Consider the following 17411-nt stretch of genomic DNA (forward strand, 5'->3'; position numbering starts at 1 on the left):
GGATGCCGGTGATTCCGGTTTTCGACCGCAGTTATTCCTTCAGGAAAGATGAATGCAACATGACTGAACTTGCCATTGGCGATACTGCTCCCAATTTCACGCTGCCAGGCAACGGCGGCTCCAACATTTCACTTTCCGCCTATGCCGGCCGCAAGGTCGTCCTTTATTTCTACCCGAAGGATGACACACCCGGCTGCACCTTGGAAGCGCAGGAATTTTCTGCGCTTGCCGATGCCTTTGACAAGGCTGGCGCCGTGGTGATCGGCATGTCGCCGGATACGGCGCGCAAGCATGACAGTTTCTGCAAGAAACATGCGCTCAACCTCATCCTGGCATCCGATACGACATCGCAGATTCTCTCGGCCTACGGTGTCTGGGTCGAGAAAAGCATGTATGGGCGCAAATATATGGGCGTCGAACGCTCCACCGTCATGATCGACGAAACCGGCCGTGTCGCCGCCATCTGGCGCAAGGTAAAACCGGAAGGCCATGCCGCCGAGGTGCTTGAAGCTGTCAAGGCGCTTCAATAAGAGGAATCGGAATAGCAACAAAGCGTCGCAAGCGATTCACATGATTGAAGAAGTCGAGATCGAAAGCCTCCGGGCTGGAGCCGTCATGGCTGTATCGGAGGCCGATCTCGACCGCAAGATCGCCCTGACGCGACGCACCTACAAGCTCTGGAATGAACGGTGCCTGTCGCTTCGGACACCACTTGATCCTTCTGTACCGGAGCGACCGGGTCGGCCTGAAAAACCGCTGCTCGTACCACCCAACCAGATGAAGAAGCGGTCGCTACACAGTGAGCATGGTCGTATCGCGCTTCTGCATGCCATCTGCCATATCGAACTGAACGCCGTGGATCTGGCACTCGATATCGTGGCGCGCTTTGCCGATCAGCCGGTACCGCGCTCCTTCTTCGATGGCTGGATGCAGGTGGCTTTCGAAGAGGCCAAGCATTTCATGCTGGTGCGCGACCGGCTTCGCTCGCTCGGCTCGGATTACGGCGCCCTGCCCGCCCATGACGGACTGTGGCAGGCCGCGCATTCGACACGCAACAGCCTCACGGCACGGCTGGCCGTCGTCCCGCTCATCCTCGAGGCGCGCGGGCTCGATGTCACCCCATCGATGCGCGACAAGCTGCGCGAACTGGGCGATCACGAAAGTGCCGACATTTTCAGCATCATCTATGAGGATGAGAAAGGCCATGTCGCGATCGGCGCCAAATGGTTTCGCTTCCTCTGCGCGCGCGAAAAGCGCGACCCGGCCCAGGCCTATCAGGACCTCGTACGCACCAATTTCCGTGGCGGAACGAAACCGCCCTTCAATGATCTCGCTCGCGCAGCCGCCGGTCTGACACCGAGCTTCTATCGCGCCCTGAGTTCACTCTCCAGCGCCTGAAATCCACCGAATAGACCATTTGTTAACCTTAATGGTTTGTAATCGCGGGCAAGCGAAATCCTGCCGGGATTCGCGTCAGCCAGCGAACGGTAAGGGAGTGGCAGGTGGCCAGGGTCAGGCAATCGGGCATGTTCGGGCAAACGAAGGAACCCTACGTCCTGGTTCTGGCGCGCGGCGATGACGTCCGCCATATGACGATCCGCCCCTGGATGACGGCGCTTGCCGTGGGCATCATCAGCCTCTTTTCGGTCGGTTACCTTACGGCAACCGCCTATCTCGTGCTGCGCGATGACCTGATCGGTGCCTCGATGGCCCGCCAGGCCCGCATGCAGTCCGAATACGAAGACCGTATCACAGCCCTCAGGGCCCAGGTCGATCGCATCACTTCGCGCCAGTTGCTCGACCAGCAGGTGGTCGAGGACAAGGTCGAAAAGCTTCTCGAACAGCAGATGGCGCTCACGAACCGCCAGGGCAAGCTAGGCACGGTACTCGAGCGGGCCGAAAATTCCGGTCTCGACACATCGATCGCACCCGAGCCGGTCGAGATTGACGAACAGAAGCCGGAAGACCATGCCTCGCTTTCGCCCATCGGCGCATTCGACACATTGCTTGGCAAGAAGGTCGCGACCAACGAAACCGCCTCCCCCAGGACGCGCGCCTTGGGCTTCATGCCGACGGACGGCAACATCGCCGATCGTGCGGACCGGCTCTTTTCCAAGGTGACCCTGTCGCTCAAGGAAATCGAACGCCGTCAGCTCGCCCATCTGCAGTCGCTGACCGCAGATGCATCGGAACGGTCCGACAAGATCGGCCGCATCCTCAAGAACACCGGCGTCACCGTGCCGGACCGCATCCCCGTCGATGAAAACGCCGTCAATGACGGCAGCGATATCGGCGGTCCGTTTGTCGAACCGGAAACCGCTGCCGAATTCGAAAGCACGATCACCGGCCTCGACGTCGCGCTCGACCGGCTCGAATCGATGACGCGCTTTGCCCGCAAGCTTCCCTTCGGCAATCCCGCGCCGGGAAAAACCATCACCTCGACCTTCGGCAATCGCCTCGATCCCTTCTTCAAGCGTCTTGCCATGCATGCGGGCATCGATTTCCGTCAGCCCGTCGGCACCGCCATTGTCGCGCCCGGTGCTGGCACAGTGATTGCCGCAGGTCCTGCCGGTGGTTACGGAAACATGGTCGAGATTGATCATGGCAACGGCATCACCACCCGTTTCGGCCATCTGTCGAAAATTCTGGTCCGGAAGGGCGACAGGGTCGAGGAAGGCGAAGATATCGCACTTTCGGGTTCCACCGGTCGTTCCACCGGTCCGCATCTGCATTACGAAGTCCGTCGCAACGGCCAGGCCGTCGATCCGATGCGCTTTCTCAATGCCGGCATGAAGCTCGAGTCCATTATCCGCTGACACTGCCGTTGCAACGTATCCCTGTGCCTGCCACTCTAGCCGGGTGCAATCGGGGAGACTCGCATGGATCTGGCAACGCTTCTGACTTTCGCCCTCGCCTTCTTTGTCTTCGCTGCCAGCCCCGGCCCTGACAATATGACGATCATCGCGCGCACCCTCAGCCATGGCGCGCTTTCGGGTATCGCCTATGGCCTTGGAACCGTCACGGGCATCCTGTTCTTTCTGGCGCTTGCGGCCTTCGGCCTGTCCGTTCTCGCCCAGGAGATGGGCGTGGTCATGACCGTTCTGCGCTATGGCGGCGCCATCTGGCTGATCTGGACCGGGATCCGGTTGTGGACAGCCCCGGTCGAGCCGGTCGCCGAACGAAAGCCTGCGATGCGTGCCGGCTTCCTTTCCGCCTATGTCACAGGAATTGCGCTCAATCTCGGCAATCCCAAGATGCCGCTTTTCTATATCGCCCTCTTGCCCAACATCGCCGGTTCGGCGATTGGCCTGGAAGGCGCGTTCGAGCTTGCAGTGGTCATCATGCTGGTCGAAACCATCGTCATCGGCGGCCATGTCTGGATCGCTCTCCGGAGCCAGAATCTCCTCACTTCGCCCCGCATCCGCCGGCGCGTCAATCGCCTTTCCGGAACAGTGATGATCGGAACCGGCGCGGCCGCCCTTGCGGCCCGTTAAAATCGTTTCAATCGTCAATTTACCGCAATGCCGTGATTTCCTTGACTTCACGGCCGTTAACGATTAAGTGCAGGCCAACCGTGGCGCCCGGAAACATCGCGCCGAGTCCCCTGCAACTGAAGCAAACCGGAAAAGCCTTTTCCTTGACCACTTTTGAAGATCTTGGCCTGAGCCAGAAAGTCACCTCTGCCGTTGCCGATGCGGGTTATACGACCCCGACACCGATCCAGGCTGGTGCAATCCCCCCAGCCCTGCAGCGTCGTGACATTCTCGGCATTGCCCAGACGGGGACCGGAAAGACCGCTTCCTTCGTCCTGCCGATGCTGACTTTGCTCGAAAAAGGCCGTGCCCGCGCCCGCATGCCGCGCACGCTGATCCTCGAGCCGACCCGCGAACTTGCGGCCCAGGTGGCGGAAAACTTCGAGAAATACGGCAAGAACCACAAGCTGACAGTCGCGCTTCTCATCGGCGGTGTCTCCTTCGACGATCAGAACCGCAAGCTCGAACGCGGCGCCGATGTGCTGATCGCCACGCCCGGTCGCCTACTCGATCATTGCGAACGCGGCAAATTGTTGATGACCGGTGTCGAGATCCTCGTGATCGACGAAGCCGACCGCATGCTCGACATGGGCTTCATTCCCGATATCGAGCGCATCGCCAAGATGATTCCCTTCACCCGCCAGACCCTGTTCTTCTCGGCCACCATGCCGCCGGAAATCCAGAAGCTGGCCGATACCTTCCTGCAGAATCCCGAGCGCATCGAAGTCGCCAAACCGTCCTCGACGGCCACGACGGTCACCCAGCGTCTGGTCGCAAGCCACGCGATCGACTGGGAAAAGCGTGCGGTCCTGCGTGATCTGTTGCGGGAAGTCGAAGCCGATATCAAGAACGCTATCATCTTCTGCAATCGCAAGAAGGATGTCGCCGATCTGTTCCGTTCGCTTGAACGGCACGGGTTCGAGGTCGGCGCGCTCCATGGCGACATGGACCAGCGCTCGCGCACCACGATGCTGCAGAATTTCCGCGACGGCAATCTCAAGATCCTCGTCGCCTCAGACGTGGCCGCCCGCGGTCTCGACATTCCCGATGTCAGCCATGTCTTCAATTTCGATGTCCCGATTCATGCGGAAGACTATGTGCACCGTATCGGCCGCACCGGTCGCGCCGGTCGTCTGGGCTCCACCTTCATGATCGTGACAAAAAAGGACAGCAAGCATCTCGACGCGATCGAGAAGCTGACTGGCCAGTCCATTGGATGGCACAATGGCGATCTGACCAACCTGCCTGCGCGCGAGGAGAAGGAAGACACCTCTTCAGGTCGTCGCGATTCCCGCTCGAAGGATCGCCGTGGCGGCAAGGACAGGAATGGTGGCCGCAAGGAAGCGGCGGCAGGTCACAATCCTGTCACCGAATCCGCGGATACTGTCGCCGCAGTCAATAAGGATACCAACGGGGCCAAGGATACGATGGGCAAGAACAATACCGCCAAGAAGGATTATGGCCATCAGGATCGTCCGCGTCCGGCCAATGACGATCGCCGCCGTCGCTACAACAACCAGGATGACGGCCCGACTCCGGTCGGCTTCGGCGATGATATCCCCGCCTTCATGCTGACCAGCGCCGCCATCGGTATCAAGTAAGCCTGTGGCCGGCGGTATTCCCGGAACCGATTTTCCCGGTTTCGGGGTCGGCCTTGCCATCGTCCGCGACGGCAAACTTCTTCTCTATCGCAGAACCCGACCACCCGAACCCGGCCACTGGAACATCGTGGGCGGCAAGGTGGATGTGATGGAACATTCCGCCACAGCGGCCCGCCGCGAAGCGGAGGAGGAAACCGGACTTTCGATCACCGAATGCCGCTTTCTCTGCCTGTCCGAACAGATTTTCGAGAGCGACCGCCAACACTGGATCTCTGTCATCTACACGACGGACAAGATCGAAGGCGAGCCGCGCGTCACCGAGCCGGAAAAGCTGCCCGAGTTCGGCTGGTTTTCAGCCGATGCGCTTCCTTCACCCCTTTCCCGCTTCGCCCATGATGCGGTCGCAGCTCTCGGCGATGATCTAGAGCGTAGATCGGCCTGATTGAACCAATTCTGTTGGCTCAAACTGGTTTTCCGCGAGGAGAGCGGCGCGAGCTGTAGCCGTCGCATACAGCTAAGCCGCTCGACATTGCGGAGAGCCAGTTTCAGCCAACCCTTTGGGCGACATGAATTTTTGCCAATCTCTACAGCCTTTGTCATCGACCGTACCTATAGGTACGCTCTCGACAAAGCCCTTGATCCTGACAAAAATTCCTTGTCGCAGAATGATTCAATCAGGTCGATCTACGCTCTAAAGCCCGAGTGACTGGACCCAGGCCTCGAGCCGTTCGGCCCGGAGAGCCGTTTCCTTGACCGTGCAATGGGCGGACCATCCCAAGCCCATCGTTCCTTCGCCGCTCGCGATATAGGGCAGTTCACAGGAGAGGTCGCGATCTGCGATCCAGGCCTTTTGTGCCGTCTTGAGGCGCTCCTTGGCCGCCTTGTCGAGCTTGTCGGCCGTCATCAGGCGCTTATAGGCGACATTGAGACGCTTGTCCCAGGCAGACAGTTCCGCATCGCGGCAAGCATTCATGTCCGCGTTCGACAGGCCGGCCTCGCTGCAATCGCGATAGTGATCGGAGAAAAAGGCCTGACTTACCGGAAACGGCAGCAACCCGTTGTCGCCTTCGTCGGCTAAAGCTGGTCCCGCGGCTGCGACCAGCATTCCTGCAAGCAACAGGGATCGACGGAACATCGCCATCACTTGTCTCCTCCTTCGATCATGCTTTCCAGAAAATCGGTACGATAGGCGGTTTCCCGCAACAGGCAGAAATCGCGCCAGTAGAAGGGCATGGCGCCTTCATACATGTCGGCCTCGGCCGCGCAGGTCGCATCCCGCATCTTGATCCAGGCCTTCTGGGCCGCTTTGAGTTTTTCGGCCGCATCCTTGGTCACCACGCCTGTCTCGCCACTCATGAATTGCTGGCGCAGATGCTTGTAGGCCTCGTTGAGCCTCAGGTCCCAGGATGCATGTTCATCGCGGATGCAGGCCCGCATCGGCTCTTCCTCGCCAGCCTGATTTTCCAGGCATTCGCGAAAGCCGATCGGGAATGTGACATCGCTGAGCCGCCAGGCGGTCTTGCCGGAACTCTGGTCTGGCGGCACGTCGCTCGACGATGGATCGGCGTTCGCCGTCGGCGGAATTGTCGCCTCACCCGCATGCGCATTGGCCCGCCAGACCGTCGGCCAGTCCGGACGTTGTCCTCGGCAAAGCTGCATCCGTTCTTGGCTGATGAGCTTGAGCCCGTTTCCATCGAAACCGTAGAGCGCGTGCGACCCGCAGTCGCCCGGTCCACGACCGCGGTCCCAGGTCGCCACGGTCAGCATGCCCTCAAATTTGGTCTCCTGCTCCTCGTTCTCGGACGCGAGGTCCGCAGTCACCGTCTTGGCGAACCGCACCTGAGGCATCGTCAGTTCCATGTCGCTCGGGGATGGACGGCCTTCGCCATCCAGCATCTCCGCCTTGAGATCCGTCACGCCCTCTGCCGACAGCAGGAAGGGGAAATAGCTTTCCTGATAGGCGCCAGAGGAACATTGGATCAACCAGAAGGACCGGCCTTCACCGAGATCCCAGCCTTCCGCATGTCGGTCGGGCTGGCGATCGGCGGTGAGTTCGCCGTCACCCTCGCAGGCTGCGAGCCATTTCTCCGCCACCGGTGCAGGCACCTTGCCCTTGATGGCCTGCGCCGAAAATTCCGGCAGCGCGAGGTCCGGAAGCAAGGCAGGCAACGGCGCCTGCGCCTTGTCGCGCCCCGGTGCAACGAGTGCCAGCGGCGAACCGGCAACGCCCTGCAAGCTATCCATTCGCGCCATCAACTGTTGCGCCTGGCCAAGCGGAATCCGCGCCAGAACCTTGCCCTCGGCGATGATTTCGAGTGCCTTGCTCTTCGCAACAGCCGCCAGAAAATCCCCCAGCCGTTCGGTCGGGATAGACAGCCGCATCTCGTCGCCATCGGCCTGCGAATAAAAGATCAGCCCGGCAAAGAAATCCTGCCCGGCGCCATCGAGCCGAACCATGCCCTTCGGCACCTCGCCATGGTTGGGAAAGAATCTCTCGACCTCCTCAAAGGTCGCAACCACAAGCTTGGCCTCGGTCGAGGCAGCCGGACCGGCATCGCGGCGGATTTCGAGCCGTGCGAGGATCGGAACGGGATCACCCTCGCCGGAAAACAGCGTCAGAATGCAATCGCCCGCATTGTCACAGGAAAGCTGGCTATCGTCGCCGGAATCCGCGATCGCGATTCCCGGCGCGAGGCGCCTCGGTGCTTTCTGTTCTTTCCAGCCCGCGACCGATGTGGCGAAGGCCCCACCGGCGCCAAGTTCGATTGCACGCTCTCCGACTGCGACCGCTGTGGAAACATCACCGGCTCCGGCAAGGGCTCGCGCGAGAACCATCAGCGCTTCGCGCCGATCCACCTCATCGACCGATTGCAGCACCGCAAGAACGGCCGTGCTTACGGATTGATCGATCAGGCGCTGCCTTGTTTCCGGCCTGCCCCGGAACTCGGGATTCAACGCAGCCACCAGAAGCCGTTCTGACAGGGTTCGTTGCGACTGGCTGTCGGAAGCGGTTGCGGCGAGCGCTCCGGTCAGCTCGATCGCATGATCATAGTTCTGTTGGTCGAGCGCCTTGAAGAGACTGCCGCTACTGTCGGCAAACGATCCGTCGAAAAGCGACGGCGCCTCCTTCCGCAACCGTTCTGCACGGCGCAGGTAATCGGCATGCAGTCGGGAGGACAATTCAGCCAAGGCGTTTTGGCGCTCAAGCTCAGGGTCGAAACTATGGAGCAGATAGGCACCGGCACCCTCTGTCCCTTCCTCAATGGCAGCGTAGAAATGGCAGGTTCCGTTATCGATGACATAGGCCTTGCAGCCTGTCAGGCTCGCGCAGCCGGAAAAACAGGCATCCTCTTCATCCTCGGGCGCCGATCCCAGCCGGGCGGAAACGCTCGCGCCGGGATGAAAGACACCTGTCTTCGTCTCCTCCGCAAGCACCGTGGAAACAGATAGCAGAAGAAGGGACGAGGCAAGAAGGCCGGAAGGAATGCGCAGCATGGGATGGAGGATCCGCAATTGAGGTCAAGCCAAGGGAGAACGTGCGACGATGGCGTTTAATTCGCGCGCAAACCGGTTTCATAGGCAATGCGTGCCCACCGCGCCGCTTCGTCGGGATCGTCAAAGGCCGCTTCGGGAATGGTCCAGTAGGGCATTGATGCTGTTTTGTCGGAATTGGCGCGCCTGTAGGTCCAGCGCCGGCCGCCCGCCTCTTCATAGAGCGGGCCGGATTGGGCATCGCCCTTGAGCATCAGGTCGCCGGAAACGACGAGCGCGATGATCACGCCATCGCAATAGATGCCCTTGCCGCCGAACATGCGGCGGATCGCCACCTTGCCGACGGACTGGAAAAGTTCCTCGATCGTTTCGTTATCCATGCCAAAACCCCGCCCCGGCCGCAACTATCGGCGGCGGAACGGGGCGCTGTCAAGCATCTCAGAAGCGCGCGGTCGCTCCCAGCATGATCGTCCGGCCACGGCCGTTCGTCACGCCCGAGAAGATGTCGGACGTACCGGCATTGGCGGACCAGTAGGACTTGTTCGAAATATTCTCGACCGTAAAGAACAGCTTGAAATTCTTGGTGATATCGTAGCTTCCATAGAGATCGAAGAGCGTATAGGCGCCACGCTCGATCGTCAGGTCTTCGTTCAGATAGGCCTGCATCGACGTGCCGGTATAACGAATGCGCCCGCCGAGCGTCAGCTTCTGTTCGAAGAAGCGCATGCCACCTTCGAGCGTCGCGAAATCGTCCGGCAAAGTGCCGACATCATTGCCGAAGCCGGCACCGGCTCCGAGCGGCTGGTCGGTATCGGCAACGGTGAAGGAAACCCGGCCGAAGGCGAAGCCCGCATCATAGCTACCCTCGATTTCGACCCCCTGCATCACCGTCACGCCCGGCAGGTTGACCCAGCGGGTCTCGCCGTCCGAAAGATCGGTTGCGTAGCTGATGAAGTTGGAGATCCGGTTGCGGAAATAGCCGAGCTTGACGAACCCCTTGTCGCCGCTCGTCAGCAGGTCTTCACCCTTGAAATTGACGCCGAGATCGAGCCCCTGCATGCGTTCGGGCACGAGGTTGGGATTGTTGTAGATCGGGTCGCCGGTCCCGGTAAAGTTATGCCCGCCGGGATAGAACATTTCCGAAGCGGTCGGGGGCCGCATCGAATAGGAGTAGCTGGAATAGAGCTGCACCCATTCGGCCGGCGTGAAGGTGGCGCCGATCTTCGGGCTCCATTTGCCGCCCGAACGCTCGAGGCTTTCGCCAGCGCACATCGAGCCACCCGCAGGGCAATCGCCGGTGCCCGGTTCGATCCATTCGGTAATGCCGGACAGATTCCAGGCATCATAGCGCAGGCCCGTCGTCAGGCCGAACATGCCGTGCGTCAAGGTGCCCTCGGCAAAGGCTCCGCTCTTGATCAGGCGCCCGTCGGGATTGGCGCCGCGCTGGTCGTTGCCCATGTAATCGTCGGAATTGATCGCCGCGCCATAGGTCAGCTTCAGTTCGGTCTCTGCCGAAAGATCGACGAGCGAAACATTGTTGATGTCGAAGCCAAGCCCGGTATTGGTCCCGTCACGACCGTTGAAGACGCCATCGGATTGGCCGACCATCGCAATGTCGGTCCTGTTGAGATAGGCATTCACGCTGAGATCGATCAGATCGTTGCCGGGCGTATAGCGGTATTTGGCGGTATAGGTCTGGTTCTTGATGAACCAGTCATAGCCGGCCGATTCCACCGCAAAGGCATTGTCGTAGAAGACGCCACCGAGGGTCAGCGAATGGTCGCTGTCGGGCGCAATGCCGAGCTTGAACAGGCCCGAGCGCGGATCCTGCGACGCATCATAGGGATACCAGATCCCGTCGCCATTCTTGAAGTTGGAGAAATTCGACCCGCTGATGGCGCCGACGATCGAAATCTGACCCTCATCGCCGATCGGGTTCTTCCATCCTGCTGCCGTCAGCCGCGAAAAATCATAACCATTGGTGCCGAGCTTGATCGTCTGCAGCGCACCGTAACTGGTGCCCGGCAGCAAGACGTCGTCGATCTCGAGCGTGCGGAAGTTGGCGGCTCCCGAGAGCGTTCCCAGCCCTTCGCTTCCCGACACCGCGCCGCGCGAAACATCGACGCCGGCCAGAAGATTGGGATCGATATAGACCATATTGTCGAACGAGCCGCCATGGCCGGACAGATTGCGGAAGGTCTGCGGCACGCCATCGATCATGGTGTTGATGCGGCCCATGCCCTGCATGCCCCGCACATTGACGACCACGCCCGGCTGTTCCGCGCCCTCGCGGGTAAAGGTGCCCGGCGTCGAACGCATGACCTGGTTGAGATCGCCAGCGAAACGTTCGTTGATCGCCTCGGCATCCGTCACTGAGACGGCCGCCGGCTTGTCGGCAATCGCACCGGCTGTTCCATCCGCACCGACGACGATGCGCTTGAGTTTGGTCGTACCGTCGCTGGCCGCGGCATCGTCGGCTGTGTCGCTGGCGCCCGGATCATCGAGAACGATCTCGTCTTCATCGACGGGCTGGGCCCAGCCGGATTGAGCCGAAACCAAAAACGCCGTCCCTGCCAGAAGCACGGCCACAAAACCCCGATGCATGCCCACGCCAAACCCCTTCGATGTTCCAGACAATCGTCCCGCCTGGCTGGCATCGATGTGATGCGGGCTAATGATGGGCGCTTGCGGAACCTTGCGGCTCCACGCGGTCGAAATTGCATAAGTGGACTATTTATGTCAAGTTAGTGGCGAAATGTTCTCGAAAATTTGACGGGATAGTCTGCGGAACATCTCAATCGGCGAGAACCCCGCCGGCCGCCTGAATGGCCTCGGGCGTATCGGTATCGAGATGCGCGGCCGGGCCGATATCGATATCGAGAACCGGCAATCCGCTGCGTTCGATGATCGGACGCGCGCCGATATCGCCTTCGAGCCGCGCCACCGCTTCGAATGTGCTCGATGGCAGGATGACCGGATTGCCGCGCTTGCCATCGGATACAGCCCGAACGATCGCCCTGCCCTTCTCTTTCCGGAAAGCGTCCAAAAGCAGGTCGAGATGATCCGCCGTGATGCCCGGCATGTCGGCAAGCATGACCAGAATTCCATCCGCCTCGTCGCGCACGGCGGCAAGTCCGGTGCGCAGCGACGAGGCCATGCCGCTCGCGAAATCGGGATTGCGCACGATCGGACAGTCGAGCCCGGCAATTGCCGTTTCCACCGCATCGGCCCGGTGACCGGTCACGAGCACCGCTGCATCCGTCGATGAGGCGAGAACGGCGGCAACCGAGCGGCGGACCAGAGGCTCGCCCCCAAAGCGGGCCAGAAGCTTGTGATGGCCGCTCGCCCCCATACGGCTCGCCTGGCCGGCGGCGAGAATCACGGTCGCGACACGGGCCGGCCTGTTCTCATCCCCGCCAAGGCGCGGCAACGGTCGCGTCGGTATTTCCATCAGCAAGCCTCCGACACCCAACCCGGTCAGTTCATAACGGCTCGGTTTCTCACCGGCCAGAATGCGCGACAGCACCCAGTCGAAGGCATTCTCCTTCGGACTGCGCGCACAACCGGGCGCACCGATCACCGGCACACCGCTGATTTCGCCGAGAACCAGAAGATTGCCGGGATCGACCGGCAGGCCGACCTGCTCGACCTCGCCGCCCGCAAGGCGGATCGCCTCGGGAATCACATCGCGGAAATCGGTGACGGCAGAGGCGCCGAACACGATCACTATGCCATTGCTGAGGACGGCATCCTTCAGGGCGCCGGCCACCGCTTCGGCAGTATGTGCCGTGCGCACCTCGCCGGTCAGCTCGCTTCCGGATGCCGAAAGGCGCCGTTCGAGGAGTGCCCTCGTCTTGTCCATCACGGATGGTTTCAGCGACGGCAGCACTGTCGCAATCAACCCGACCTTCCGCGCCGAATAGGGCTTGAGAGCGAAGGGAACGCACCCTCCGAGGATCTCGACCGCCTTATTGACCGCAGCACCGGCCACCGCAAGCGGAATGATCTTGATCGTCGCCACCATATCGCCGGCCTTGACGTCGGAACGGTCAGCGAGCGTTGCCAGCGTGATGGCCGGATCGATGCGATTGAGCCGATCGACACAATCGCGATCGGCGCGGAACAGGCCGTTGGCAAGGGCAAAGACATTGACGCGACCGGTCGTGGCCGGTGAAAAGCGCAAGTTGTCGCCTGCAATCGCCACTGAAACAGCTGAAGCAGCCTCGTCTTCGGTCAAATCGCCGGGTTCGAGCCGGGCCGCAATGACACCCCCGACGCCGGATTCGCGCAACAGCGCAAGGTCGGCACTGCTAAGCCGCGTGCCCTTGGCCAACCGTTTGTCGCCTGCCTTGACTGCATGGCCAAGGATCGCGCCCTCAGCCTCGTCCAACGTCACATGGCCGAATTGCATCCGTTCCTCCCGTCCGCAACAGGCAGCCTATCGTCGCAACGCCGGTGCGTAAACTGGCCGCTCGAAATCCCGATGCAGCCAGGTGACGCATTTTTGCGCCGTCAGCGCATCTTGCGGTCGCGGAAACGGTTGGTGATCGGGTAGCGCCGGTCGCGGCCAAAATTCTTGCGGGTGATCTTGACCCCCGGCGCCGATTGCCGCCGCTTGTATTCGGCGATGTAGAGCAGATGCTCGACCCGGTGCACCGTCGCAATATCATGGCCGCGCGCCACGATCTCCTCGACACTCAGTTCCTGCTCTACCAACCCTTCGAGAATATCGTCGAGCACCGGATAGGGCGGCAGCGAATCCTGGTCGGTCTGGTTGGGCCTCAATTCCGCCGATGGCGCCTTGTCGATGATATTCTGCGGAATGACCTCGCCGGTCGGCCCCAGCCCGCCGGGCGGCACATGCGCATTGCGCCAGCGCGACAGCGCATAGACCTGCATCTTGTAGAGGTCCTTGATCGGGTTGAAGCCGCCGTTCATGTCGCCATAGAGCGTGCAGTAGCCGACCGACATCTCGCTCTTGTTGCCGGTGGTCACGACCATCGAGCCGAACTTGTTGGAGATCGCCATCAGGATGGTGCCCCGCGCGCGGCTCTGCAGGTTCTCCTCGGTAATACCCTCATCGGTTCCCTCGAACAGATCCGAGAGCGCCGACAGGAATCCGGAAACCGGTTCCTCGATCGCCACGATATCATAATGGCAGCCGAGCGCCTTGGCGCAGGCTTCGGCATCGACAAGCGATTCCCTCGACGTATAGCGATAGGGCATCATCACGGTCCGGACGCGATCCTCACCCAGCGCATCGACGGCAATCGCCGCACAGATGGCCGAATCGATGCCGCCGGACAGGCCGAGCACGACATTCTTGAAGCCGTTCTTGTTGACATAGTCGCGAAAGCCGAGAACGCAGGCGCGATAATCCGCCTCCTCGCTGTCGGGAAGCCGCGAGCTCGGCCCCTCGGCGCATTGCCAGCGTCCGTCGCGCTTCTTCCAGGTCGTGGTGACGACGGACTCCTCGAATTGCGCCATCTGGAATGCCGGGCTTTTATCGCCGTTATAGGCAAAGCTCGCCCCGTCGAACACCAGTTCGTCCTGGCCGCCGAGCTGGTTGGCGAACACGAGCGGCAACCCAGTCAGTTCCACCTGCCGAAGCACCACATCATGGCGGACATGGATCTTGCCGCGATAGTAGGGCGAACCGTTGGGATGCAACAGGATTTCCGCCCCATCGTCGCGCAAAGCCTCGCAGACGCCGGCATCGTTCCAGATATCCTCGCAAATCGGCACCCCGATGCGGATGCCGCGGAAATCGAAAGCTTTCGGCTTGCCGCCGGGGGCAAAGACGCGCTTCTCGTCGAACTCGCCATAATTCGGCAGGTCGACCTTGTCGGCGATCGCGACGATCCTGCCGCCATCCAGAAGCGCCGCCGAATTGTGGCGACCATCCTCGCCCATGCGCGGAAAACCGACGATCATGCCGGGCCCGCCATCGGCCGTTTCCGCCGCAAGGCTCTCGACCGCAGCCAGGCAGGCATCGAGAAAAGCCGGCTTCAACACCAGGTCTTCCGGCGGATAGCCGGAAATGAACAGTTCCGTCATCAGCACAAGGTCGGCGTCCTGACGCGCCGCATCGGCACGCGCCTCGCGGGCGCGGGCGAGATTGCCTTTGACATCACCCACAGTCGGATCAAGCTGGGCGACGGCGATACGGAATATGTCTTTAATCTGTGTCATGCGCCTTTGTTAGCGCGCACCAGAGACCAGTGCAACGGCCTGCTTGCCGAACAGATACGCGACGAGCCCTCACCCGCCGCGCTATCTGTTGCCCTACCCTCCTGTCATCTGCGCCAGACCGACATAGACGGGCAGCCCGAGAAGCAGATTGAAGGGAAAGGTGAGCCCCAGCGACAGGCTGAGATAGAGTTCCGGACGCGCATCCGGAACCGCAATCCGCATCGCCGCCGGCACGGCAATGTAGGAGGCACTCGCCGCAAGGGTCACCATCAGGGCCGTATTGCCCACGGAAAGCCCGGCAAGCGCGGAGGCAGTCAGCGCGAGGGCGGCGCCGATCAGCGGCATCAGCACGGCAAAGCCCAGAAGCAGCGGCGATATCCGCCGCCATTCCTTTTTCAGACCCGCCCCGGCAATCGCGCCGAGATCGATCAGGAACAGGCAGAGCGCGCCCCGGAACGGATCGACGATAAAGCCAGACAGATCCTTCATCCCGGCCTCGCCGGTGATGGCACCGATGGCAAAGGCCCCGATCAGAATGACGATCGTGACATTGAGCACGACATCGCGCAGCGCCGCATTGAGCCGCTTGTCGGCAACGGCCGCATCACCACCCGGTGACGGGCTGCGAAAGATCAGCCAGAGTGCGGTCAGGATCGCCGGCGCTTCCATCGCCGCGGCCACCGCCACCATTGCGCCGTCGAACGTAATGCCGAGACGGACCAGCGCGTCGCTGCCGGCGGCAAAAGTGACGATCGAGATCGAACCGTAATGCGCGGCGATCGCCGCCCGGTCGCGGGCGCCGAGGCTGGTCGTGGCCGACAGGATGGCATTGCCGATCAGCGGCATCGTCGCCGACAGCACGATGCCGATCGTCAGCGCCCAGGCCATTTCGGCATTCAGCCCATGGGTGGCAACGGAAACACCACCCTTGAAGCCGATCGACAGCATCAGATAGAGCGCCAGCATCTTGCCCACCCCGCCCGGCAAGGCAATGTGGCCGCCAGCAAGCGATGCGAGAAAACCGAGCGCGAAGAAAAGCACCGGCGCAGACAAAAGGCTGTGCGCCGCCAGAGACAGATAGAGATCCATGAGAATAACCAGGCAAAAGGCGCCATGCGCCCCTTCAACGGGCGTCATGACGGTCACGTTAAGATCAGGATCGTGACGCAGAGGTCAGCGATCGCGTTTGAAAATGCGTGAAACGATGAGCGGAGAATAACCCTGTTGCAGTCCCGGACGATCAGAGGCTGATCGTCACAAGAAACCGCCAGCCGGGGCGGACATCCGGCTGGCGGTTATAGCGCGGCGCAGGTGGGCCCATCAGGACGTGGCGGGTTGTCGCTTTGGGCGCAGGCGGGATGTGACCGGTGCCGCGGTCTGGCTGACCATACGCTCCAGTGAAGCGATCTGGTCGCGAAGCTGCAATTTGATTTTCTTGAGCGCGCGGAGACGGATCGGATCCGGCTTGGGACGCCGTTGTTCCTCCGAGACCCGGGTCTCCATGATCGCATGTCTGGCCCGAAGCGCGTTCAGTAGTCTGTTCATGTCGATCTCCTTGTTGACGTCACCAATATGCGAATGAGTCGGTCATTATTCAAATTCATTGACAATATCGAACTGATAGCTAAAAACTATCGGCATGCCCCATCGCCCTACGATCCGCCAGCTCGAATATCTTGTCATGCTCGGAGAGACCGGGCATTTCGGCGAGGCTGCCAAGCGTTGCAACGTCTCCCAGCCCACACTCTCGGTGCAGATCGCGCTCCTCGAAAAGCGGCTGGGTTGCCCCCTGATCGACCGCACGCCGGGACAGATCGCGCCCACGCCGACCGGCGCCTCCATCATCGCTGCAGCACGGCAGGTTCTGAACAATCTCGATGACATGGTAGCAATGGCCTCAGCGAGCCGCGGCTCGCTTGGTGGCCTCATCCGCCTCGGTGCGGTCCCCACATTCGGGCCCTATTTCCTGCCGCGATTGCTGCCGGAGTTGCATGCATCCTATCCCGGGCTCAAACTCCATATCCGGGAAGAGCGACCTTTGCTTCTGGAAGAACAGGTTGCCGATGGCAGTATCGATTGCGGTCTCGGACCGATGCCTGCGGATGTGGAAATCTTCGAGTTTCACGCCATTTGCGACGAACGGATCTTTCTCGGCGTTCCGATCGACCACCCGCTCGCCGAACGTGAGACGGTGACGCTGGCATCGCTGGCGCGTGAGGATCTGTTGACGCTCGGCAAGGGGCACCGTTTGCTGCAGAATGTGCGCGATCTGGCCCGCGCCTCCGGCGCATCCCTCGTCGAGGACTATGAAGGCACCAGCCTCGATGCGATCCGGCAGATGGTATCGATTTCGATGGGCCTGTCGCTGTTTCCTGAACTCTATGTTCGTTCAGAGTTCCCCGGTGAGCGCAATGTCAAGCTGCTGACGATCGCAGACTGGTCCGGCTCCCGCACCATCGGCTTCTTCTGGCGCCGGCAGAGCGTTCGGGCAGCGCATTACCGTCGCCTGGCCAGCCTCGGCAAAACCGTCGCGCAGGATCTTCTTGCTTGAAACGATAGCTCTTTGGGGTCAGATACCGGAAACCGCTTGCTG

At 61.1% G+C, this 17411-nt stretch carries 15 protein-coding genes; 7 read left to right on the forward strand and 8 right to left on the reverse strand.

The window, feature by feature from the left end; all coding sequences use genetic code 11:
- Positions 1-59: 59 nt before the first annotated feature.
- The 6 genes from bcp (at position 60) to Q4481_RS04280 (ending at position 5576) form a co-directional block, all read left to right on the forward strand.
- Positions 60-530 (forward strand): thioredoxin-dependent thiol peroxidase, encoded by a 471-nt coding sequence (bcp, locus tag Q4481_RS04255; RefSeq protein ID WP_304375048.1) that lies wholly within the window; start codon positions 60-62, stop codon positions 528-530.
- A 40-nt stretch (positions 531-570) separates the two neighbouring features.
- Positions 571-1398 (forward strand): ferritin-like domain-containing protein, encoded by an 828-nt coding sequence (locus Q4481_RS04260; protein ID WP_304375049.1) that lies wholly within the window; start codon positions 571-573, stop codon positions 1396-1398.
- A 104-nt stretch (positions 1399-1502) separates the two neighbouring features.
- Positions 1503-2816, forward strand: a complete 1314-nt coding sequence (locus tag Q4481_RS04265) for a peptidoglycan DD-metalloendopeptidase family protein (RefSeq protein ID WP_377353287.1) — start codon at positions 1503-1505, stop codon at positions 2814-2816.
- A 63-nt stretch (positions 2817-2879) separates the two neighbouring features.
- The gene (locus Q4481_RS04270) at positions 2880-3494 is read left to right on the forward strand and encodes a LysE family translocator (RefSeq protein ID WP_304375051.1); all 615 of its coding nucleotides are present in this window, start codon (positions 2880-2882) and stop codon (positions 3492-3494) included.
- Positions 3495-3637: 143 nt separating this feature from the next.
- Positions 3638-5134 (forward strand): DEAD/DEAH box helicase, encoded by a 1497-nt coding sequence (locus Q4481_RS04275; RefSeq protein WP_304375052.1) that lies wholly within the window; start codon positions 3638-3640, stop codon positions 5132-5134.
- Between the two features lie 4 nt (positions 5135-5138).
- The gene (locus Q4481_RS04280) at positions 5139-5576 is read left to right on the forward strand and encodes an NUDIX domain-containing protein (protein ID WP_304375053.1); all 438 of its coding nucleotides are present in this window, start codon (positions 5139-5141) and stop codon (positions 5574-5576) included.
- Positions 5577-5825: 249 nt separating this feature from the next.
- Here the strand turns inward: Q4481_RS04280 and Q4481_RS04285 are convergent, their stop codons facing one another.
- The 8 genes from Q4481_RS04285 to Q4481_RS04320 form a co-directional block, all read right to left on the reverse strand.
- The gene (locus Q4481_RS04285; protein WP_304375054.1) at positions 5826-6275 is read right to left on the reverse strand and encodes a lysozyme inhibitor LprI family protein; all 450 of its coding nucleotides are present in this window, start codon (positions 6273-6275) and stop codon (positions 5826-5828) included.
- On the reverse strand, positions 6275-8629 hold the full coding sequence (locus Q4481_RS04290; RefSeq protein WP_304375055.1) for a DUF1176 domain-containing protein: 2355 nt from the start codon (positions 8627-8629) through the stop codon (positions 6275-6277). Before Q4481_RS04290 ends, Q4481_RS04285 begins: the two co-directional genes overlap by 1 nt.
- A 56-nt stretch (positions 8630-8685) precedes the next feature.
- Positions 8686-9006, reverse strand: a complete 321-nt coding sequence (locus Q4481_RS04295) for a TfoX/Sxy family protein (protein ID WP_304375056.1) — start codon at positions 9004-9006, stop codon at positions 8686-8688.
- A gap of 58 nt (positions 9007-9064) precedes the next feature.
- Positions 9065-11230, reverse strand: coding sequence for a TonB-dependent receptor domain-containing protein (locus Q4481_RS04300; RefSeq protein ID WP_304375094.1), 2166 nt, complete (start codon positions 11228-11230; stop codon positions 9065-9067).
- 190 nt (positions 11231-11420) lie between these two features.
- Positions 11421-13037: an NTP transferase domain-containing protein gene (locus Q4481_RS04305; protein WP_304375057.1), complete on the reverse strand. Its 1617-nt coding sequence runs from the start codon at positions 13035-13037 to the stop codon at positions 11421-11423.
- 101 nt (positions 13038-13138) lie between these two features.
- A complete protein-coding gene (locus Q4481_RS04310; RefSeq protein WP_304375058.1) occupies positions 13139-14818 on the reverse strand; it encodes an NAD+ synthase in 1680 nt (559 codons plus the stop codon).
- A gap of 93 nt (positions 14819-14911) precedes the next feature.
- Positions 14912-15955 (reverse strand): sodium-dependent bicarbonate transport family permease, encoded by a 1044-nt coding sequence (locus Q4481_RS04315; RefSeq protein ID WP_304375059.1) that lies wholly within the window; start codon positions 15953-15955, stop codon positions 14912-14914.
- Positions 15956-16138: 183 nt separating this feature from the next.
- Positions 16139-16363: a YdcH family protein gene (locus Q4481_RS04320; RefSeq protein ID WP_304375060.1), complete on the reverse strand. Its 225-nt coding sequence runs from the start codon at positions 16361-16363 to the stop codon at positions 16139-16141.
- A 94-nt stretch (positions 16364-16457) separates the two neighbouring features.
- Between Q4481_RS04320 and Q4481_RS04325 the strand changes: the two genes are divergently transcribed.
- A complete protein-coding gene (locus Q4481_RS04325; RefSeq protein WP_304375061.1) occupies positions 16458-17369 on the forward strand; it encodes a hydrogen peroxide-inducible genes activator in 912 nt (303 codons plus the stop codon).
- Positions 17370-17411: the final 42 nt, after the last annotated feature.

The organism is Fluviirhizobium alvei (genome assembly GCF_030551875.1).
Classification (GTDB): Bacteria; Pseudomonadota; Alphaproteobacteria; order Rhizobiales; family Rhizobiaceae; genus Rhizobium_E; species Rhizobium_E alvei.